Genomic DNA, 20,834 nt, shown 5'->3' on the forward strand with positions numbered 1-20,834 from the left:
CCCCAGCTCCCCCGCCGCCCCTGCGCGCGCGGTGGTCCGCGCTGCGAATCTCCCGCTAGCGTGGCATGGACGCTCCGGCGTGTCGACCGCTGTCAATGTATCGTCGACGCACGGGGCTTGCCCGACCCGGCAACTGCTCCATGCGTTGCCCTACCTCGGGGATCCATCCCCTCGCCCTGCCCCTCTCCCGCAAGCGGGAGAGGGGTTCCAATCAGGCCCCGATCAGGTTCTGCCCGCAGACGCGGATGGTCTGCCCGCTGACGCCCGAGGCGCCGGGGGTGGCGAGGAAGGTGACCAGCTCGGCGACGTCGCGCGGCACGCCGCTCTGCGACAGCGAGTTCATGCGCCGCGAGATCTCGCGGAACACGAAGGGCATGGACATCATCATCGGCGTTTCGATCAGGCCGGGGGCCACGGCGTTGGCGGTGATGCCGCGCGGCGCCAGCTGGCGGGCGCGCGAGGCGACGTAGCCGATCACGCCGGCCTTGGTCGCGGAGTAGTTGGTCTGGCCGACGTTGCCGGCGACGCCGGAGATGGACGACAGGCAGATCAGGCGGCCGTGGTCGTGCAGCAGGCCGCCCTCGATCAGTTCGCGGTCGATGCGCACGATGGCCTCGAGGTTCACCGCCAGGCTGAGGTCCCAGAGGCGCTCGTCCATCTTGGCCAGGGTCTTGTCGCGCAGCACGCCGGCGTTGTGGACGATGACATCCACGCCACCCAGCGCGGCGAGCCGTCCGGCGATGCGCTGCGGCGCGTCGGCGGCGCTGACGTCGGCCAGCAGGATCTCGCCGCCGCTGGCATCGGCCACGTCCTGCAGCGACTGCCGGCTGGCGGCGATGTCCAGGCAGACCAGGCGCGCGCCTTCTTCGGCCATGCGCCGGGCGATGGCGGCACCCAGGCCCTGGGCGGCGCCGGTGACCAGGACCCGCTTGCCCTGCAGCGTCGCCGTCAGCGGCATGCTGCCGTTGAGGCGCGCGCGCGCGGAAACGCGGAAGGGCTGGCCATCGACGTAGGCCGAGCGCGGCGACAGCAGGAAGCGCAGCAGGCCGTCGATGCGGTTCTCGGCGCCGCCCTCGACGTAGGCCAGGTTGGCGGTGGCGCCGCGCTTGCCGATCTCCTTGGCCAGCGAGCGGGTGAAGCCCTCCACCGCACGGCGCGCGGCGGCCAGGCCGCTGTCCTCGGTTTCCTCCGGCGGCGCGGTCAGCACCAGCACGCGGGCGTTCGCCGACAGGCGCGGCACCAGCGGGTGGAAGAATTCGTAGAGCGCCTTCAGGTCGCTCACCGCGGTCATGCCGCTGGCGTCGAACAGCGCGAGGTCGGCGGGGCCGTGCTCGTCGGCGAGGCTGGCGCCGGCGGCGTGCAGCGCGGCCTGCGCGGCGTCGCCGGCGGCGGTGGCATTGATCGCGCCGCAGGCGACGTGGCGCCCGGCGAACGGGCGTTCCTCGTAGGGGCCCTCGCTGCGCGACAGCCGTTGCGGCGCAGGCAGGCCGGCGCGCTTCGCCAGCGGGCGAAGCAGGGGGTTGCGGCTCAGGGCGGACAGCAGGTCGGACATCGGTTCATTGTTCTTGGGTTGGGGCCGCCATCCGGGCTACGGGGGCGGCCTTCTGGCGGCCGGCCACTTTCGGCGAGTTCACCCAGGGGGCGTGAGGGTCACGGGTGCCAAGCCGCTTAGCATTTCAGGCATTTCGGGCCAGCCGGCGACCAGCGTCGCCGCCCTGGCGACCCGCGGTCGGGCCGGTGCCTTGCCGGGAGGGGCCAAAGTGTCAGAATGCGGCCATCTGCAAAGCACCATAACGAACATGAGCCTCACCGAACCGGCACCGAGGAGCGCCGAGGAAGGCCAGCAGGAACGGCAGCGGGCCCGCATCCGCAACGCCGCGCCTGGAGCCTACCTGCGCAATGTCGTGGAGATCGCTGCCGAAACCGGCGGCGTCAGCGTTGACCGCATCCTGGAAGGCAGCCGCGTGACCATGGCGATGCTGGAGACGCCGGACCTGCGCGTGTCCGCGCCCGACGCGGCCCGCATCGTGCTGCGCGCCTTCCAGCTGTCGTCCAACCGGGGCCTGGGCTACGAGTTCGGCCTGCGTGCGCATCCGGCGGCGCATGGCAACGTCGGCTATGCCGCGATGAGCTGCGGCACGCTGCGCGAAGCCCTGGACATGGTGGCGCGCTATGTCCACCTGCGCCAGCAGGACATGGCCCTCCGGTTTGTCGCGGAGGGCGACGAGATGGTGATGGAGGCGCGCGACAACCATAACGTGGGGCCGCTGCGCGATTTCCTGCACGAGTCACTGATGGTGGGCTTCTGGCGCATGATCGGTTTCATGCTCGGCGAGCCGCAGACCGAGGCGGTGATCTGCTACGAATGGCCCGAGCCCGACTACCACGCCGCGTTCCGCGAACGGCTGCCGGTGACGCGCTTCAGCCAGCCGGTGACGCAGCTGCGCATCCCGGCGAAGTATCTGGATCGCCGCCTGGTGATGGCGGAGCCCAGCGCGGTGAAGAAGGCGGTGGCGCAGCTCGAAAGCGAGATGGCCACGTCGGCGCCCAGCGCCGAGAACCTGCTGGGCCGCGTGCGTGCCGAGCTGCGGCCCAGCGCCGACGGCTACCCGGACCTGGAGACGGTGGCGAGCTGCCTGTTCATGTCGGGCCGCACGCTCAAGCGCAAGCTGGAGGCGCGCGGCACCAGCTTCCAGAGCCTGCTGGACGAGGTGCGCTACCGCGACGCGCTGCGTTTGCTGGAGAATCCGGACCTGGACATCCAGCAGATCGCGACGATGCTGGGCTACCGCGATCCGCCGTCGTTCACGCGGGCGTTCAAGCGCTGGAGCGGGTGTTCGCCGAGCGAGTTGCGGGCGAAGAAAGACAGTTAGGGCGCTATTGCTTTCGTAGGAGCGGCCGGTGGCCGCGACACGCCGGTCACCATGAGCAACTCCCTGTCGCGGCCACCGGCCGCTCCTACAAAGGCAGCTGTGATGTAGCCTGGTTTCGCGTAGCGAAGCCGGGTCGCGGTCGCCGGAATGCACCGCAGTTTCCATGTCCAGCTGCGCTCCCGGCTTGCCTGCGGCAAACCAGGCTACGGTCTTTGCAGGGACCGCTTTCTTTCCCGCGAAGACTGGCTGCCATGACCACCTCCCTGTCGCGGCTGACAGCCGCTCCTACGGGGGTGGGGGTTGTTTCTGCCATTCACGCGGACTCATTCCCGTATCGCGCTTGAAGGCACGCGCGAAATTGGCGGCGTCGGTATAGCCCAACTCCAGGGCGATCTGCGTCACCGACAGTCTTCCCGCTTCCAGCAGCGCACAGGCGCGCTCGCGCAGGATTTCCTGCTGCAGGGCGCGGAAGCCGCTGCCCTCGCGCTGCAGATGTCGGTCCAGGGTGCGGGCGGACAGGTTGAGGGTGTGCGCCAGGTCTTCCAGCGACGGCAGGCCGCCGCTGGCCTCGCGCAGCATCATGCGCACCCAGTCGGCCACGCGGCCTTCCGAGACCGCGTCGTGCAGCAGGACGCGGCAGCGGTCTTCGGCCAGCTGCAGCGCGGCGGCATCGGCCAGCGCCGGGGCACGGCCCATCAGCGCGGCCGACATCAGCATGCGGATGCCGATGCCGTCGGGCCAGCCGAACTGCATGCGCGCGCCTTCCAGCTCGGCATAGCGCGCGGCGTGCGGCGGTTCGGGAATGGAGAGCTGCAGCTGGTAGCGCGGCATGGCCTCGCCCAGCAGTTCGCGCAGCACGATGTGCATGGCCACCGCCACCACCTCGAGGTGGAACAGCAGCGCGGCGTGGCTCAGCGGCAGTACCGGCTCGAAGCGGATCTCGGCGGCGGCGGCGTCGAGGCGGTAGCGCATGCGCAGCGTCGGCGTCAGCAGCCGGAAGAAGCGCGAGGTGAGGCGCATCGCGTAGTCCAGCGTCGGGCTGCTGAGGATGCCGTAGCCGACGATGCTGTGGGTGGCGAGCCGCAGCGTGCGGCCCAGCTCGAAGGCGATGTCGCTGCGGCCGGCGGCGGCGTTGACCGCGGCGATCAGCGACTCGACCTGCTCCAGCCGCAGCAGGGCGTCGGGCTGCTGCAGCTGCTGCGGGCGCAGGCCGGCCTGCAGCAGCAGCGGCAGCGGGTCCACGCCCAGGCGCTGCAGCTGCTCGCCGAGGCGCAGGTAGTAGCGTGCCGGCAGTTCCGGGTAGGCAGCCATGGCCTACTGTCTGGAAATGACTGGTTCATGTCAAGAAATGACAGGTTCCGGGGCTTCGCCAGGATCAGGATGCTTCCAGGCAAACGGTTCTGGAGAGGAGATTCGACATGACGACGCAAACCCTGGATACGGGCAACACGGGTAACTGGAAGGACGGCAAGCGCGGCCTGTGGATGATGGGCGTGCTGTGGCCGGCACTGCCGCTGATCAGCGCGGCGCTGGCGCTGGGCACGGGCCTGGGCCTGTTCTGGTGGCTGACGCCGGTGGTGATCTACGGCGTGCTGCCGCTGCTGGACAAGCTGGTGGGCGAGGACAGCAACAACGCGCCGGAATCGGCCGTGGCGGCCCTGGAGAACGACCGCTACTACCGCCTGGCGACCTACCTGTTCATCCCGGTGCAGTACCTGAGCATCATCGGCGGCGCCTGGCTGGCGGTGAAGGGCGGCCTGCCGCTGCTGGACATCCTGGGCCTGGCGGTCTCGGTGGGCCTGGTCAGCGGCGCCGGCATCAACACGGCGCATGAGCTGGGCCACAAGCGCGAGACGCTAGAGCGCTGGCTGGCGCGCATCACGCTGGCGCCGGCGATGTACGGCCACTTCTACGTCGAGCACAACCGCGGCCACCACGTGCGCGTGGCGACGCCGGAAGACCCGGCGAGCTCGCGCCTCGGCGAGAGCTTCTATGCCTTCTGGCCGCGCAGCGTGATCGGCAGCCTGAAGTCGTCCTGGCACCTGGAGAAGGCGCGCCTGGAACGCCAGGGCAAGAGCGTGTGGCACTGGAGCAACGACAACCTGCAGAGCTGGGGCATGACGGTGCTGCTGTTCGGTGCGCTGGCCGTGTGGCTGGGCCCTGTCGTGCTGCCCTTCCTGATCTTCCAGGGCTTCATCGGCTTCTCGCTGCTGGAGGTGGTGAACTACCTGGAGCACTACGGCCTGGTGCGCCAGAAGGAAGCCAGCGGCCGCTACGAGCGCTGCAAGCCGGAGCATTCCTGGAACAGCAACCACACCGTGACCAACCTGATGCTGTACCACCTGCAGCGCCACTCGGACCACCACGCCAACCCGATGCGCCGCTACCAGGCCCTGCGCCACTTCGAACAGGCACCGCAGCTGCCCTCGGGCTACGCCGGCATGATCGTGGTGGCGATGATCCCGCCGCTGTGGCGCTCGATGATGGACAAGCGCGTGCTGGCCCACTACGCCGGCGACGTGACCCGCGCCAACATCCACCCGCCGGTGAGGGAGAAGATCCTGGCGAAGTATGGCGCCGACTATCAGACGCAGCGCGTAGGAGCCTGATCATGGAACGCTACCAGTGCAATGGCTGCGGCTATGTCTACGAAGCCGCCAAGGGGGATCCGCACAATGGGTATGCACCGGGCACGCCGTTCAGCGCGCTGCCGCAGGACTGGTGCTGCCCGGATTGCGCGGTGCGGGAGAAGCCGGATTTCGCGGTGCCCGAGGAGACGGCGGCATGAAGACCTGGACCTGCGTCACCTGCGGGGTGATCTACGACGAAGCCCAGGGCTGGCCCGATGACGGCATCGCCGCGGGTACGCGCTGGGAGGATGTGCCGGAGAGCTGGACCTGCCCGGATTGCGGGGCGGCGAAGGGGGAGTTTCAGATGGTTGAGGTGATGAAGAAGGCGGCTTGAGTTCTCCCCTCGCCCGCCTGCGGGAGAGGGGCTGGGGGAGAGGGTGTCTGTAAAAACACACTTGGGCTGCCCATGCTTGATTTACAGAAACCCTCTCCCCTGCCCCTCTCCCGCAAGCGGGCGAGGGGTTCAAGAAGCGAAAAGGCCCGGTGCGATGCACCGGGCCTTTTCGTTTCAGGCAGCTCTCAAGCCCGGCAATGCTCGCCAACCCGCTCCAGCAGCTGGCGGCGCTTCTGGCGGGCGCGGCGGCCGCTGCGCAGCTCGGTGTGGGCGATGCTGCGCACGTCCTCGATCAGCGGCGACAGGTGCGGCGCCGGGTCTTCGCAGCCACTGTTGAGCAGCTCGGAGTACAGCAGGTGCTGGAATGGCCGGCCGATACGGCCGAACAGCTCCTGGGCCTCGTTGCTCTCCGCCACGTGGCGCAGCTCGCTGCGGCGCTCGCGCACGGAGTCCCAGAAGCTTTCCAGGCCGGCGCAGAGCCGCTCGTAGCCGGCAGGCAGCTCGGCGGTGGCCTCTGCCACCTCGCCAGCCATGTCGCGCATCAGGTCGCGGTACGCCAGGGTCGCAATTTCGGGAGAGGCCATGGTGGGTTTCCAGTCCTTGGGGTCCATGGAGCAGAGCCTGCCCGAGACCGGGCCGCAAGTGCATAGCTGCAAAGGCCCTCCAGCCCGAACGGCGGCCACCGGCCGGCGAACGGCAGGGATTACCGTCTGGCCCCTTCTGCCAGGACCTTTGGCACGACTGCCCCTCACGCCGGGCGGCCGGCCCCCGGGACACTCCCCGCTCATAACCCATAAGACGCCCGTGCCCGGAGAGTCCATGCCGTCCATGCCCCTTCCCCTGCCCCTGCCCCGCTTCTTGCCGGCGGCCCTGCTGGCCGTGGCGCTGGCGCCCGTCCCGGCCCAGGCCTTCGAGCTGGAGTTCGGCGAGTCCGCGCTGCGCATCGACAACATCCTGAGCGTGGGCGCGGTGATGCGCATGCAGGACCGCGACTCGTCGCTGGTCGGCAAGAGCAACCTGCAGCCCGGGCTCTGCGTGGCGCGCACCACGCCGGCGGCCGGCTACGATCCGGGCGGCGACAACACTTTCAGCGGCGACACCTGCAGCAGCACGGTGGAGGACCCGACATACGGCAACCGCGACAGCTTTTTCATCACCCAGCCCGGTGCGCTGACATCCAACGGCGACGACGGCAACCTGAGCTTCGAGAAACACGACCTGGTGCAGGCCACCGCCAAGCTCACCAGCGACATCGGCACCCAGCTGTACGGCTTCAACCTCTTCGTCCGTACCCTGGCGTTCTTCGACCAGGGCTACTCGGACTACCGCCTGCGTCACCCGGACACGACGCTGCAGGACGCGCGCAGCGATTTCTCCGGGGCCGGCGTCAGGCGCATCGGCCATGACTTCCAGGTGCTGGATTACTTCGTCAGCCGCGCCTTCGAGCGGGGCGACCACCCCGCCAGCATCAAGCTCGGCCGCCAGGTGCTGAACTGGGGCGAAAGCTCGCTGCTGGCGCTGAACAGCCTCAACACGATCAACCCGCCGAACCAGGCTTTGCTGCGCCTGCCGGGCGCCGACATCAAGGAGGTATTCCAGCCAGTGGGCATGGCGGTGATCAATGCCGAGGTCTTCGAGGGCCTGAACCTGGAGGCCTTCTACCAGTACGAGTGGCAGCCGATCCAGATCGACCCGGTGGGCAGCTTCTTCTCCAGCTCCGACACCCTGGGCGAAGGCGGCGACATCGCGATGCTGGCCTTCGGCAAGTCGCCGGAGGACCCGCGGGGCTTGTACGAACCCTGGCGCAACCCGGACGACCCGGCGGCGATCCTCGGCTCCACTTCCAGCCGCACGCTGTACCGCGATCACGCGGAGGAACGCCGGCGCCGGCCCGACGATGGCGGCCAGTACGGCGTGGCCATGAAGATGTTCTTCGACGGCCTCAACAACGGCACCGAGATCGGCCTGTATTACGCCAACTACCACAGCCGCGCTCCGGCACTCTCGGCCTTCGCCGCCGACGCCACCTGCATCCGCGACGGCGCTTCGGGCATCGGCGGCTTCCTGCAGGCGGTCGGCGACTGCGAGATCCCGCTGGGCAATGTCAGCGCGGGGCTGCTCGGCGTGGGCGACTTCGGGCCGGCGGGCCGCGAGGCGCTGCCGCTGGACTCGGTGCGCCTGGTGGTGGAGTACCCGGAGGACGTGCACGTCTACGGCATCTCCTTCAACACCACCGTGGGCGACCTCGCCTGGTCCGGCGAGTACGCCTTCCGCGACAACCTGCCGCTGCAGATCCAGAGCACCGACCTCATCTTCGCGGCACTGCAGCCGGCCTTCCCGGCCGAGGACTTCATCATCACCAGCGGCCTGCGCCTGCCGGGACGCCGCACCGCGGCACCGGACTTCCTCACGCAGTACCGCGGCATTGCGGTGAACCCGGGCGACTACATCCGCGGCTACGAGCGCATGAAGGTGGGACAGGTCTCCACCACGCTGGCCAAGACCATCGGCGGCAGCAACTGGATCAAGGCTTCGCAGATCCTGGTGGCGCTGGAGATGGGTCTGACGCACGTGCTGGACATGCCCAGGCTGTCGGAACTGCAGTTCCAGGGCGGCGGCACCGATACGCACATCTCCAACGGCGGCGACGGCAGCATCGGCTACAACCCGCGCGACGTGCGCTGCGCGGCCGGCGACGCCGCCTGCGACCCCGACAACCCGCGCAACAACGCCAACGTCGCCGAACTGGCGCAGAACCCGACGGCGCAGGCCCGCGGCAACTACGGCACCGAGATCTCCTACGGCTACCGCCTGCTGACGCTGACGCGCTATGACGACCTGTTCGCCAACGTCAACGTCGAGCTGCTCAACGCGCTGTTCCACGACGTGGAAGGCGTGGCGCCGGGCGTGGCGCAGAACTTCGTGGAGGGCCGCATGCAGATCGTGTCCGGCCTGCGCATGGACTACCTGTCGCGCTGGAACGGCGAGCTGCGCTACACCTGGTACACCGGCGGCGGCAACCGCGACTCGCTGCGCGACCGCGACAACCTGATGCTGTCGCTGGGCCTGCAGTTCTGAAGGCCAGCCTGCCCCGGCCAGGGGCGGCCACCGGGCTTGTGGCATGCTTGCGGCCCCTTTTTGCCGCCGAGACCTGCCGATGACCGCTCCCATGCTTGGCCCCGTGATCGCGCTGGTGCTGTGGACCTTCGCGATCTGGGGCTGGATGTACGCCACGCGCATTCCCGCCATCCTGAAATCCCGGATGGTGCTGGACCCGAACGCCCCGCGCGGCGAGCAGATGAACCTGCTGCCGCCCAACGTGCGCTGGAAGGCCGACAACTACAACCACCTGATGGAGCAGCCGACGCTGTTCTACGCCGTGGCGCTGGCGCTGGCCGTGGCCGGCGATGCCACCACGCTGAGCCTGGGGTTGGCCTGGGCCTACGTCGGCCTGCGCGTGGTGCACAGCCTGGTGCAGACACTGATCAACATCATCCAGGCGCGCTTCGCGCTGTTCTTCCTGTCCTCCCTGGTGCTGCTGGCCCTGAGCATCCGCGCGGCGCTGCAGGTGTTCTGATGCCCAGGGTCTCGCTTCCCGCGCTGTTCCGATTCTTCCTGGTCCTGACGCTGGCGCTGACGGTGCTGCTGGGCGTGGTCGACCTGGGGCTGCGCAACGCGGTCACGCCCAACGGCATCGTCTCCTTCGAGTTCTGTGGCTACGCGCAGAACTGCGAGGCAGCGCTGGCGGCCTGGGGCGAGCATGGCCGGGCGCTGGCCATGCTGAGCATGGGGCTGGACTACTTCTACCTGTTCGCCTACTCCGGCTTCGGCTGCACTGCGCTGCTGCTGCTGGCGCGGCGCGTGCCGGCCGGGCTGGTGCGCTTCACCGCTGCCCTGGCCTGGATCGCACCGCTGGCCGCCGTCGCCGATGCCTGCGAGAACTCCGGGCTGATCCAGGTGCTGCTGGGCAACCCGGCCGAGCACTGGGGCCGGATCGCGGGACACTTCGCCTCGGTGAAGTTCGCGATCGTCGGGGTGTCGGCGCTGTGGATCCTGTTCTGCTGGCTGGGGTTCGTGGTGATGGGCCGGGGCACCGCCAGGCCCTGATTCCCTGATCGCTGCGGGCCGGAACGAAAGTCCCGCGGACTTGTCGATTTCACCCCCGCCCGTTCGACGTGGACATGAGGGGCTGGCGCCGGGACGTCATGCACCCGCGCCAGAATGTCCGACGCACAGAGAATAAAGCCTTGAACGACAACAAGATGAACGACCGCAGCCGCTGGCTGGCGCTGTACGTGCTGTGCACCGGCGTGCTGATGATCGTGCTCGACACGACGATCGTGACCGTGGCGCTGCCGACGCTGCAGGCCGACCTCGGCTTCTCGGGCACCTCGATCGTCTGGGTGCTCAATGCCTACATGCTGACCTTCGGCGGCTTCCTGCTGCTGGGCGGGCGCCTGGGCGATCTCTACGGCCAGCGGCGCTGGTTCCTGATCGGCCTGGCGACCTTCACGATCGCCTCGCTGGCCTGCGGCCTGGCGCACTCGCAGCTGCTGCTGGTGGCCGCGCGCGCGGCGCAGGGCCTGGGCGGCGCGGTGGTCACGGCGGTGGCGCTGTCGCTGATCATGAACATGTTCCCCGAGCCGGGCGAGCGGGCGCAGGCCATGGGCATCTACGGCTTCGTCTGCGCCGCCGGCGGCAGCATCGGCGAGGTCATCGGCGGCGCGCTTACCGACCTGTTCGGCTGGCAGTCGATCTTCCTGGTGAACCTGCCGATCGGCATCGCGGTGTACTTCTACTGCCTGCGGCTGCTGCCGCGCGACCCGGAGCCGGGCAGCCGCGGCCGGCTCGACGTGGCCGGCGCCGTCACCGGCACGACGGGCCTGATGCTGGCGGTCTACGCCGTGGTGGACGGCAACCGCGCCGGCTGGGGCTCGCTGCAGACACTGGCCCTCGGCGGCGCGGCGCTGGCGCTGCTGGCCCTGTTCCTGGCGATCGAAGCGCGCGTGCGCGAACCGCTGATGCCGCTGCGCCTGTTCCGCCTGCGCAACGTCGCCGTGTCCAACGCGGTGGCGGTGCTGTGGGCGGCCGGCATGTTCGCCTGGTTCGTGATCAGCGCGCTCTACATGCAGCACGTGCTGGGCTACGACCCGATGCGCGTGGGCCTGGCCTTCCTGCCGGCCGACGTGATCATGGCGCTGTTCTCCGCCGGCCTGTCAGCGCGCATGGTGATGCGCTACGGCCTGCGCGGCCCCTTGTGGGTGGGCCTGCTGATCGCCGCGCTGGGCCTGGCGCTGTTCGCCCGCGCGCCGCTGGACGGGACCTACATGCTGGACGTGCTGCCGGGCATGGTGCTGCTGGGGCTGGGCGGCGGCATGGCCTTCAACCCGGTGCTGCTGGCAGCGATGAACGACGTCGACGACAGTGAGTCGGGCCTGGCCTCGGGCGTGGTCAACACCTCCTTCATGATGGGCGGGGCGCTGGGCCTTGCGGCGCTGGCGAGCTTCGCCGACGCGCACACCGGCGTGCTGCAGCAGGCCGGCACGGATGCGCGGGAAGCGCTCAACAGCGGCTACCGCCGCGCCTTCATCATCGGCGCGGTGCTGGCCGCGCTGGGTGCGGCGGTGGGCGGCTTGCTGCTGCGGCCGAAGCCGATGCGGGAAAGCGTGGCTGGCTAGCGCGGTCACTCTTCCCAGCCTGTCGCGAGCAAGCTCGCTCCTACGGGTCGATGTGTAGGAGCGAGCTTGCTCGCGACAAGGTGGTTCAGGAAACCGAAGCCCTTGACACGCCCTTCATTTTCCTTTTATATAACCTTACGGTTATTGAACTGACAGGTTATTCGACATGCCCTTCGACGGACACGGACTCGACGCCACTTTCGCCGCGCTGGCCGACCCCACCCGCCGCGCGATCCTCGCGCGGCTGGCTGAGGGCGAGGCCTCGGTGGCGGAGCTGGCCGAGCCCTTTGCCATGAGCCAGCCGGCGATCTCCAAGCACCTCAAGGTGCTGGAGCGCGCCGGCCTGGTCTCCACTGGCCAGGACGCGCAGCGCCGCCCTCGCCGCCTGGAGACGCAGCCGCTGGCGCAGGCCAACGAGTGGCTGGAGAACTACCGCAAGTTCTGGGAGGCGCGCTACCAGCGCCTGGACGGCCTGCTGGACGAACTGAAGGCCCTGGAAGGCAGGGCCCGCCGCAACACACGCAAGGAGAAGTAAGCCATGGGCAACAAGGTAAAGGTCACGGCGCTGGGCGAGCGCGAACTGGTCATCACCCGCGAGTTCGATGCGCCGCGGCGCCTGGTGTTCGCGGCACATACGGAGCCGGAACTGGTGCGCCGCTGGCTGCTGGGGCCGGACGGCTGGACCATGACGGTCTGCGACATCGACCTGCGCGTGGGCGGCCGCTTCCGCTACGTCTGGAAGCGCGACGGCAACGGCGAGGAAATGGGCATGGGCGGCGACTACCGCGAGATCAAGGCGCCGGAACGCATCGTCAACACCGAGAAGTTCGACCAGTGCTGGTATGCCGGCGAGGCCGTGGGCACGCTGGTGCTGACCGAGCGCGACGGCCGCACGACCGTGACGCAGACCATGCTCTACGAATCGGGCCAGGCACGCGACACGGTGCTGGCCTCGCCGATGGAGAGCGGGCTGTCGGCGGGATATGACCGGCTGGATAGGGTGCTGGCGGCGGAGACGGCCTGAGTCTGGTCTTCCCTCGCCCGTTTACGGGAGAGGGATCGAGGGAGAGGGTTTCTGTAACTGCTGGAACGGCCCACATGGCTCGTTTTACAGAAACCCTCTCCCCGGCAACTGCTCCATGCGTTGCCCTACCTCGGGGATCCATCCCCTCGCGACCCTCCGGGCCACCCTCTCCCGTGAAACGGGAGAGGGAACAAAACTTATAGCTTCTTCGCATAACACCGCAAGAACATCTCCACCGCGCCCTCCACCACCTGCGCCTGCTGCTTCTGCGTCAGCGCCGGCGCGCCCATGGTCAGCTGCGGCCAGAAAGCAGCGCCCTTCACCAGGGCGTGCAGCTGGTGCTCGGCGAAGTCCGCATCCAGCGGCTTGAGCTTGCCGTCGGCAGAGGCCGCGCGAATCCAGGCGGTGATGGCTTCCTCGCGCTCGCCCTCGTCGAGGCGCGCGATCAGCTCGCGCGCGCGGTCGGGGCGGCGCATGCCCTCGGACAGCGCCACGCGTGCCAGGTCCATGAAGCCGCTGTCCTGCATCAGTCGCATCTTCTGCCACAGCAGTTCCGACAGCTGCTCGCGCAGCGGCTTGCGCGGCGCATAGGGAATGGCCACCTGGGCCGTCGCGCATTCCCAGAGCTTGCGCAGGATCGCCTCGAACAGTTCGTCCTTGCTGGGAAAGTGGTTGTAGACCGTGCGCTTGGACACCTCGGCGCTGGCGGCGATGCGGTCCATGCTGGTGCCGTCGAAGCCCTGGGCAAGGAATTCCTGCAGGGCAGCCTTGAGGATGCTCTCGCGCTTGCGGTCGGTGAGGCGGGGCGGACGTGACATTCGCCAATTTTACACCGGACGGTTTACTTTTCGCCAGATAGAAACTACACTGTGTAGTGTAAAACTGCAGGAGACCCCGATGTCCCGTTCCCACCCCCTCCTGCTGCTGACCGGAGTCCTGATCATGACGGCCTGCGCGCTTTCCCTTGCCGATAGCCCCAAGACCTACGCGGAATCCCCGCAGTACGCCGACGGCAAGTTCCGCAACCCGGTGCCCAAGCCGCCGGAAGGCTTTGCCAAGACCCTGCGCATCGCCTGGAACTTCTTCTTCAACAAGCCGGCCGGCACCATGCCCGCCACCGCCCTGCCGGTGGCGACGCTGACGCGCGCGCAGCTGCTGGCCGCGCCGGACCGCACGCTGTGGCGCCTGGGGCATTCCACCATCCTGCTGAAGCTGCGCGGCGAGTTCTGGCTGACCGACCCGGTGTTCTCGGAGCGCGCCTCGCCCTTCCAGTGGGCCGGCCCCAAGCGCTTCCACGCGCCGCCGATCTCCATCGAGGAGCTGCCGCCGATCCGCGCGGTGATCCTGTCGCACGACCACTACGATCACCTGGACCACGCCGCGATCCTGGCGCTGGCCGGCAAGACCGAAACCTTCCTGGCGCCGCTGGGCGTCGGCGACCGCCTGGTGGACTGGGGCGTGGACGCGGCCAAGGTGCAGCAGCTGGACTGGTGGCAGGAGACGGCGCTGGAAGGCATCCGCTTCGTCGCCACGCCGGCGCAGCATTTCTCCGGCCGCAGCCTCAGCGACGGCAACAGCACGCTGTGGGCTTCGTGGGTGATGATCGACGGCGACACGCGCGTGTACTTCAGCGGCGACACCGGCTACTTCGACGGCTTCAAGACCATCGGCGAGCGCTTCGGGCCCTTCGACCTGACGCTGCTGGAGACCGGCGCCTACGACAAGCAGTGGCCCTACGTGCACATGCTGCCCGAGCAGACCCTGCAGGCCCACCTGGACCTGCGCGGCCGCTGGCTGCTGCCGGTGCACAACGGCACCTTCGATCTGTCCATGCACGCCTGGAGCGATCCCTTCGAGCGCATCAGCGCGGCGGCGGCGCAGCACGGCGTCAGCCTCACGACGCCGGTGATCGGCACGGCGCTGGATATCCGCGCGCCGCGGGCGGACACGCCGTGGTGGCGCGAGGTGCCTGAGCTGCCAGTGGAAGCCGTCGCAGCAGGCGGCTGAATCGGCTACCGGCCAGCTCCCTGAGGACGCATCCCTGGGCCAGCTGAGAGTGAGCGCCGACGAGCACATATATGTTCATAAGAATGGCGGGGAGCACAGATTCGCCCACTGGGTCGATAGCGACAGCAGATTCCCGAACTAATTCGGGCCGTTAGCCTTCTTAACGAACTGGATTAGTCCCTGGAATTTCTCATCCCAATCAAATCGGCCATCCTCTATTCCCAAACCCACAACCGCCTTCGCGACAGGAACCTTGTCCGCTTTGCACTCCTCGCCTCCATCTTCCTGCACAAATCTAGTGCTATGCGAGTATTTTTCCCTACTAACAAGATCAGCAGCACTCCTATGAACCGATTTTATCGCTCTGAATAAGACATCCGGATCAATATAGTTCTCCATCTCTCTTCCTGCAGTAATCCAAACGTAGCCACCCTCAGACTCGACGGACAACTTTATCCTTTCCTTAACGCCAGATATTGGACTCGTCTCATTCTGCTTATCACTATCAATAATCAAGCAACAGTTTCTATTTAGAGTTGTTAGCTTAATAAAGGCATCAGCGGCGGAAGACTCATCTCCACATAGATGTGAGAGATTTCCCGTGCCCCCGTAAAACATAATGGAATAGTGCACTCCTTCCACAAGCTCAGGCGTAGCGCGACTCAACCAAGCATTCAAGTAGATCCTATCTGCAGCGCCCTCAACCCAAATTATGCAGTTTGCTTGCAGCAGATCAGACGCAGAAAGACCAAGATCTCCACAAAGAGAAAATTTCTCCCCAGGGGACCCCACTGGCAGAACCTTTGTCTCTCCGCTCTCCATCGAAAGCTTATATATGGAGACATATGGCGAATTAATCAGCGCTGGGGAATGAGAAGCCATAACATATTGATTTTCCGTAGACACATACAAATACTCTACTAACTTCTTCTGCAGAGTCGGATGCAGATGAATTTCGGGCTCCTCCAAACAGATAATCGCTCCTCTATAACTTGTGCAGTAGGTAGCTATGACCACAAGTTCCTGTATCCCGGTTCCCAAAGACGTAATTGGAAACTCTTTTCCATCCATTTCCAGCAGTATCTCCGTTATCCCATGAGATACACGTAGCATCGCGGTCTCGTTTCCCAGGACCTTTCGAATAAATTTTATTAGCTCGTCAAACTCCTTCCTTCTGTGGCGCTTGTTGTACGGTGGATTCGCGATTTCGGAAAGGCGATTTATGAGACCACGCCCACTATTGTCTTCGGTTGAAGTGATGGTTCCCCCTTCAAAACCTTGGCTCACAATTTGCCGAACAGCTGGGATCGAATAGATTGAAATCTGTGGCGCGAGTGCTTCAGCCAGCTTTCCATATGCCCCTTGAATCCACATTTTTAGTGACCCACCGCTCATATTGTGGGTGTCTTCCCATAGATTTCTCCAAGCGTCGGACAAGCTGGGATTCCCAGAAGCTTTACGAAGCAACGTTTCTGGCTGATGCAACGAGAAGACACGCTCCATAGTGGCTGATCTGAACTCAAAATCGACGGCGCCATTTTTCTGAATAGCCCCAAGAATCCTGTCAACGACGGCGCGTCTCTCGACGTTTTTACTTCTAAAGGCCTGGCATTCTGGGCCATTTATGTCCACGCTCATTGAGATCGTGAAGAACTCCCGACCGACACCATTGTGGTAGTCCACTTCCGGATCCAGCTTCTGAGCCTTAACTCCAGGCACCCGGGTAGTCGGCAGCAACCCTAGAAATTGCCCGCTTAGAAATCTCAGTACATTGGATTTTCCAGAGTTGTTTGCACCTGAAAGTACAGTTATTTTTGTCAGTGGGGAAATACGCTGATGCGACCCAAAGCTTCGATATCCGGAGAATCCAAATCCATCAAGAAATGGGCCGCCGAAGTTAGGTGGAGCCTCTTCTATTGTCATTCTTTTTAAACCCCGCAAGAGAGTAAATTGACGCTTCAGGCTATCAGTATCTGCGTGCTACCCTTTTGTCGCTAGCCCCCGAATCAAGGCGCTCTAAGCATTGCAAAAGTGAAAACCGGCGCCCGCAGCGATCAGGCCCCACGCCACAAACCGAGGTATGCATTTCAGGTGATCGGAGCCGCGCACCTACGGAAAGCCGAATATGTCGCAGGGGCACAAGCGGGGCGACCGTCTCATCCATTCGGCGGAGACCTTCTTTCCCACGGGCGACTAGGATGGATTTGGGAGACGTCGCGCGACAGATCGCGGCGCCCAGGAGGAGAACCATGATCCCGATGCACGCGCCCGCACTCTGCGCGGCCCTGTTGCTGCTGGCCGCCTGCGGTTCCTCCAACGATTCCGGGGGCACTGGGAGTTCCGGCGGCAGCCATCCCGGCACCCGCGTCGCCGATGCCACCGTCACCGGCCCCATCACCGGCGGCCTGCACGGCCACCCGCTATGGGACAGCTGGTACGACCTGGGCGAGCTGGGCTATGTCGAGGAGGAGTACTTCATCTCCGGCAGCGCCAAGACCTACCCCGCCACCACGTCCGCCGACTACACCACGCGCATCATCGTGCGCCGCCCCGCCGATGCCGCCCGCTTCAACGGCACCGTGCTGCTGGACTGGGTCAACGTCACCGCGCAGTTCGAGAACGCGGTGGACACGCTGGAGGCGCACCAGCTGTTCCACCGCGACGGCTACGCCTACGTGCATGTCAGCGCGCAGGCCGCCGGGCTTTGCTGCGTACCGGAACTGACGCCGAAACTGTGGGACCCGCTGCGCTACGCCGACCTCTCGCACCCCGGCGACGACTACTCCTTCGACATGCTGTCGCAGATCGCCAAGGCGATTCGCGCGCCGGCCGGCACCGCGCCGATGGGCAATCTGAAGGTGCAGCGCATCATCGCGATGGGACAGTCGCAGTCCGCCAGCCGGCTCTATGGCTACGTGACGCAGGTGCAGCGCGACGCTGACGTGATCGACGGCTTCCTGATCCACTCCGGCGGCGGGCGAACGTATGACCCGGCACCCGCGGTGCCGGTGATCCAGCTGTTCAGCGAGGCCGAGGCCAGCCCGGAGCCGCCGAGCCAGGTGCCGAACTACCGCGCCTGGGAGATCGCCGGGTCGGCGCACCAGAACTTCTGGGTCGGCTACCACCAGGTGCTTGGTGCCGGCCTGCGTGCTCTGGGCGACCTGCAGCGCCCCGCTTCCGCCGACGAGACCATGCATGCCACCGCCGCCAACTACGGCGAGCAGGTCAATCCGCTGCAGCTGGTCTGCATCGTCGCGGGCACGCAGTTTCCGATGCGCTATCTCGTCTCCTCCGCGATCCACCACCTGGACCGCTGGATCCGCACGGGCACCGCGCCGCCGCAGGGCGCGCGCTTCGAGTTCGACGGCGAGGCGCTGGCCACGGACTCGTACGGCAACGGCCTGGGCGGCATCCGCCTGCCGATGGTCGACGTGCCGGTGGCGCGCAGCAACGCGACGCTCTGCGGCCTGGGCGGCATCACCCTGCCCTTCACCGACCTGGAGCTGATGTCGCTCTACCCCACCCACGCCGACTACTACTGCCAGACCAAAGCCGCAACGCAGCGCGCGATGGACCAGGGCTTCCTGCTGCCGGCCGACGCGGAGGAACTGCTGGGGCGGGCGATGGGGGCGAAGAACCGCTGGATGGTGGACGGTGTGCCGGGCTGCTAAGCGCGGCGTTGCAAGGTAGTCTTCGCGCTCCTTGCCGAAGATCGAAGCGCCGTGAACAAGAAAACAGGTCCGCTGCTGACCCTGCCGGAGCATGAGGCGCTGCTGGCCGCGCGTGCCGCGGGCAGCGCCGTCGTCGAATGCTCGCTGGACCTGGGCCGCTCGAAGTCGGCGGTCAAGGTGAGCAGCTCCGGCTGGACCTGCGACGGCCAGCCGTTCCCGTTCATGGAAACCTGCAAGGACCGCACGATCTACCACTGGACCGGGACGGGCTTCGAGCCGGTATCACGCTACACGCAGTCCCTGATCAAGCTGGTGCCGACCGAATGGGGCGCGCCCACCTTCGAGATCGACGGCATCAAGATGCTGCCCACCGCCAAGGTCTCACCCTACGCGGACGCGGAGCGCAAGGTCGGCCTGATCCAGCCTCGCGGCAAGACCATCCTGGATACCTGCGGCGGCCTCGGCTACTTCGCCGCCTGGTGCCTGGAGGGCGGCGCGCGGCAGATCCTGTCCTGGGAGAAGAATCCCGACGTGATCTGGCTGCGCAGCCTCAATCCCTGGTCGCCCGAGGCGGGCGGCGCGCTGACCCTCAGCAATGGCGACATCTCCGAACAGATCGCGACGCTGGCCAGCGGTTCTGTGGACGCGATCCTGCATGACCCGCCGCGCTTCGGCATCGCCGGGGAACTGTACTCGCAGGCCTTCTACGGGCAGCTGGCCCGGGTCATCAAACCCAAGGGCCGCCTGTTCCATTACACCGGCACCCCGAACAAGCTCACCAGCGGACGCGATGTGCCCAGGGAAGTGGCGACGCGGCTGCAGCGCGCGGGCTTCTCCACCGAAATGAACGGGGACGGGGTGCTGGCGATCCGTTTGGCCGGCCGCTAGGCGCCAACCGGCAGCAGGGCCAGCCGGGAGAGACTTGCACTTTCATACGCATGCGTATAAATTTCATACGTGAGCGTAGGAAAAGCCAGGAAAACCCATGTGCGTGCGGCCCATCTCGGGCCGGAGCGCCGTCGCCCGCAGATTCTCGATGCCGCCCTGGCGCTGGTCGCCGAGCGCGGTATCCAGGCGGTGAACATGGAGGCGGTGGCGCAGGCCATCGGCGTCACCAAGCCGGCGGTCTACGCCTGCTTCGGCTCGCGCGAGGAACTGCTCAATGCCCTGCTGGAGCGCGAGGAGCAGCGCCTGTTCAAGGGCGTGATGACGGCGCTGCCGAAAACACTGGCGTTGGCCAACCCCGAGCGCTTCATGACCGAGGGCTTCCGCGCGCTGTTCACGGTGGTGGAGCAGCACGGCGATTCCTGGAAACTGATTCTAGCCTCCGAGACCGACCCCGCCGTGGCCGAGCGTCACCGCGAGGCGCGCAAGCTGGTGGCAAAACGCGTGTCGCTGCTGGCCGAGGGCTGGCTGCGCCTGCGCGGCGCCAGCGACATCAAGCGCCGCCTGCCGGTGCTGGTGGACCTGTTCATGTCGATCTGCGAGGGCATGGTGCGCTCGCTGATCGTCAACGGTGCTCGCGGCTGGTCGCCGGAAGAGCTGGGCGCCTATGTCGGCCGCATGGCGCTGGCCGCTTTCAACAAGGGCTGAGTCTCTCGGCCGTTCTTTCGCAGCAGAGGAGCATTCCATGACTTCCAACCGCCCTTCGATCCGCCCTGTGCCCGCGCGTCCGCGCGAGGACTGGGGCCTGTTCGGACCCGACTCGCCGACCTGGAAGGTCTGGAGCGCCCCCACTGCCCTGCTCGCCTTCCAGCGCTCCATCGTGGTGGAGTCCTTCGATCCCTTCCTGGCGGCGGCGGTGCACGACCAGAACGGCGTGCGCTACAACGCCACGCGCCGCTTCGACCGCACGATCCAGTATTTCCTCACCGTGGCCTGCGGCGACTCGCGCGCGGCGATCGAGGCCTCCGAGATCCTGATGCGGGTGCATGCCAAGGCCAGCGGCACCGAGCCGATCAGCCTGCAGCCCTACAGCGCCAACGCGCCGGAATCGCAGCTGTGGATCCACATCACCGGCTGGCAGTCCAACCTGCTGTGCTACGAGCGCTACGGGCCGGGCAAGCTCAGCGCCGCCGAGGAGCAGTGCTACTGGGAGGAATGCCGCATCGCCGCCGAGCTGCAGACCTGCGACCCGGCCGATGTGCCGCGCTCGCGTGCCGAGGTGCGCGAGTACTACGCCGCGATGCGCCCGCGTCTCTGCGTCTCCGACCGTTCGCGCACCCTGATCCGCTACTTCCTGAATTCGCAGCGCAGCATTGCCGGCACAGGCCTCTGGGCCGGCAGCCACCTGATGTCCACTGCGACCATCGCCACCATCCCGCGCTGGATGCGCCAGCTCGGCGGCTTCGACCAGCCGGCCTGGCTCGACGCCGCGGTGGTGCCGGCCGCACGCGCGGCGGTGAAGATCGCGGGGCAGCCGCTGGCGGCGCGCACCACGCTGAAGATGATGGCGCCCTCGGCCCTGCCGGTGATGGAGCAGGTGATCCGCAGGCAGCAGCCGCTGCGCCCGGAGACGCTGACGCCGTCGCAGGCGCGTGCGCGCTTCGGGCGTTCGGAGTTGCGGCCGGCGGTCTAGGGCAGGCACCGGGCGGAGCGGCTGCTCCTGCCAGGCGCC

20 protein-coding genes are annotated in these 20,834 nt (G+C 66.8%); 15 read left to right on the forward strand and 5 right to left on the reverse strand.

Annotated elements, in window-relative coordinates; all coding sequences use genetic code 11:
• Positions 1-211 precede the first annotated feature (211 nt).
• On the reverse strand, positions 212-1,552 hold the full coding sequence (locus tag D0B54_RS15980; protein WP_117292268.1) for a 3-oxoacyl-ACP reductase: 1,341 nt from the start codon (positions 1,550-1,552) through the stop codon (positions 212-214).
• Positions 1,553-1,799: 247 nt separating this feature from the next.
• Here D0B54_RS15980 and D0B54_RS15985 point away from each other — a divergent pair, with 247 nt between their 5' ends.
• The gene (locus D0B54_RS15985) at positions 1,800-2,873 is read left to right on the forward strand and encodes an AraC family transcriptional regulator (protein WP_117292269.1); all 1,074 of its coding nucleotides are present in this window, start codon (positions 1,800-1,802) and stop codon (positions 2,871-2,873) included.
• A 285-nt stretch (positions 2,874-3,158) separates the two neighbouring features.
• Here the strand turns inward: D0B54_RS15985 and D0B54_RS15990 are convergent, their stop codons facing one another.
• Positions 3,159-4,184, reverse strand: coding sequence for an AraC family transcriptional regulator (locus D0B54_RS15990; RefSeq protein WP_117292270.1), 1,026 nt, complete (start codon positions 4,182-4,184; stop codon positions 3,159-3,161).
• Positions 4,185-4,291: 107 nt separating this feature from the next.
• On the opposite strand from D0B54_RS15990, the gene D0B54_RS15995 reads away from it, so the two are divergent.
• The 3 genes from D0B54_RS15995 to D0B54_RS16005 are packed head-to-tail and all read left to right on the forward strand — an operon-like array spanning position 4,292 to position 5,837.
• Positions 4,292-5,482: an alkane 1-monooxygenase gene (locus tag D0B54_RS15995; RefSeq protein WP_117292271.1), complete on the forward strand. Its 1,191-nt coding sequence runs from the start codon at positions 4,292-4,294 to the stop codon at positions 5,480-5,482.
• A 2-nt stretch (positions 5,483-5,484) separates the two neighbouring features.
• Positions 5,485-5,661 (forward strand): rubredoxin, encoded by a 177-nt coding sequence (locus D0B54_RS24860; protein ID WP_117292272.1) that lies wholly within the window; start codon positions 5,485-5,487, stop codon positions 5,659-5,661.
• The gene (locus D0B54_RS16005) at positions 5,658-5,837 is read left to right on the forward strand and encodes a rubredoxin (RefSeq protein WP_117292273.1); all 180 of its coding nucleotides are present in this window, start codon (positions 5,658-5,660) and stop codon (positions 5,835-5,837) included. The genes D0B54_RS24860 and D0B54_RS16005 overlap by 4 nt, the downstream gene beginning before the upstream one ends.
• Before the next feature lie 185 nt (positions 5,838-6,022).
• Here the strand turns inward: D0B54_RS16005 and D0B54_RS16010 are convergent, their stop codons facing one another.
• Entirely contained in the window at positions 6,023-6,421 is a 399-nt protein-coding gene (locus tag D0B54_RS16010; RefSeq protein ID WP_117292274.1) for a hypothetical protein, read from the reverse strand.
• 244 nt (positions 6,422-6,665) lie between these two features.
• On the opposite strand from D0B54_RS16010, the gene D0B54_RS16015 reads away from it, so the two are divergent.
• The 6 genes from D0B54_RS16015 to D0B54_RS16040 all read left to right on the forward strand — a co-directional run bounded on the left by D0B54_RS16015 (position 6,666) and on the right by D0B54_RS16040 (position 12,539).
• Positions 6,666-8,915 (forward strand): DUF1302 domain-containing protein, encoded by a 2,250-nt coding sequence (locus tag D0B54_RS16015; RefSeq protein ID WP_162932472.1) that lies wholly within the window; start codon positions 6,666-6,668, stop codon positions 8,913-8,915.
• Positions 8,916-8,994: 79 nt separating this feature from the next.
• Positions 8,995-9,414 (forward strand): MAPEG family protein, encoded by a 420-nt coding sequence (locus D0B54_RS16020; RefSeq protein WP_117292276.1) that lies wholly within the window; start codon positions 8,995-8,997, stop codon positions 9,412-9,414.
• A complete protein-coding gene (locus D0B54_RS16025) occupies positions 9,414-9,944 on the forward strand; it encodes a hypothetical protein (protein WP_117292277.1) in 531 nt (176 codons plus the stop codon). Before D0B54_RS16020 ends, D0B54_RS16025 begins: the two co-directional genes overlap by 1 nt.
• Before the next feature lie 155 nt (positions 9,945-10,099).
• A complete protein-coding gene (locus D0B54_RS16030) occupies positions 10,100-11,515 on the forward strand; it encodes a DHA2 family efflux MFS transporter permease subunit (protein ID WP_117295304.1) in 1,416 nt (471 codons plus the stop codon).
• Positions 11,516-11,681: 166 nt separating this feature from the next.
• On the forward strand, positions 11,682-12,050 hold the full coding sequence (locus D0B54_RS16035; RefSeq protein WP_117292278.1) for an ArsR/SmtB family transcription factor: 369 nt from the start codon (positions 11,682-11,684) through the stop codon (positions 12,048-12,050).
• Positions 12,051-12,053: 3 nt separating this feature from the next.
• Positions 12,054-12,539 carry an SRPBCC family protein gene (locus D0B54_RS16040; protein ID WP_117292279.1) on the forward strand — a complete coding sequence of 162 codons (486 nt, stop codon included), beginning with the start codon at positions 12,054-12,056 and terminating at the stop codon, positions 12,537-12,539.
• Between the two features lie 197 nt (positions 12,540-12,736).
• Here D0B54_RS16040 and D0B54_RS16045 read toward each other — a convergent pair whose 3' ends face one another.
• Complete coding sequence (locus D0B54_RS16045) at positions 12,737-13,357, reverse strand: TetR/AcrR family transcriptional regulator (protein ID WP_117292280.1); 621 nt, start codon at positions 13,355-13,357, stop codon at positions 12,737-12,739.
• Between the two features lie 79 nt (positions 13,358-13,436).
• Between D0B54_RS16045 and D0B54_RS16050 the strand changes: the two genes are divergently transcribed.
• Positions 13,437-14,546: an MBL fold metallo-hydrolase gene (locus D0B54_RS16050; RefSeq protein ID WP_117292281.1), complete on the forward strand. Its 1,110-nt coding sequence runs from the start codon at positions 13,437-13,439 to the stop codon at positions 14,544-14,546.
• A 138-nt stretch (positions 14,547-14,684) separates the two neighbouring features.
• Here the strand turns inward: D0B54_RS16050 and D0B54_RS16055 are convergent, their stop codons facing one another.
• Positions 14,685-16,469 carry an AAA family ATPase gene (locus D0B54_RS16055; protein WP_117292282.1) on the reverse strand — a complete coding sequence of 595 codons (1,785 nt, stop codon included), beginning with the start codon at positions 16,467-16,469 and terminating at the stop codon, positions 14,685-14,687.
• 326 nt (positions 16,470-16,795) lie between these two features.
• Between D0B54_RS16055 and D0B54_RS16060 the strand changes: the two genes are divergently transcribed.
• The 4 genes from D0B54_RS16060 to D0B54_RS16075 all read left to right on the forward strand — a co-directional run bounded on the left by D0B54_RS16060 (position 16,796) and on the right by D0B54_RS16075 (position 20,795).
• A complete protein-coding gene (locus tag D0B54_RS16060; RefSeq protein ID WP_117292283.1) occupies positions 16,796-18,217 on the forward strand; it encodes an alpha/beta hydrolase domain-containing protein in 1,422 nt (473 codons plus the stop codon).
• A gap of 51 nt (positions 18,218-18,268) precedes the next feature.
• Positions 18,269-19,105 carry a class I SAM-dependent methyltransferase gene (locus D0B54_RS16065; RefSeq protein ID WP_117292284.1) on the forward strand — a complete coding sequence of 279 codons (837 nt, stop codon included), beginning with the start codon at positions 18,269-18,271 and terminating at the stop codon, positions 19,103-19,105.
• 99 nt (positions 19,106-19,204) lie between these two features.
• Positions 19,205-19,810, forward strand: coding sequence for a TetR/AcrR family transcriptional regulator (locus D0B54_RS16070; protein WP_205527149.1), 606 nt, complete (start codon positions 19,205-19,207; stop codon positions 19,808-19,810).
• Positions 19,811-19,847: 37 nt separating this feature from the next.
• The gene (locus D0B54_RS16075; RefSeq protein WP_117292285.1) at positions 19,848-20,795 is read left to right on the forward strand and encodes an oxygenase MpaB family protein; all 948 of its coding nucleotides are present in this window, start codon (positions 19,848-19,850) and stop codon (positions 20,793-20,795) included.
• The last annotated feature ends 39 nt before the right edge of the window (positions 20,796-20,834 follow it).

Source organism: Solimonas sp. K1W22B-7, assembly GCF_003428335.1.
In the GTDB taxonomy this organism is placed as follows: domain Bacteria; phylum Pseudomonadota; class Gammaproteobacteria; order Nevskiales; family Nevskiaceae; genus Solimonas_A.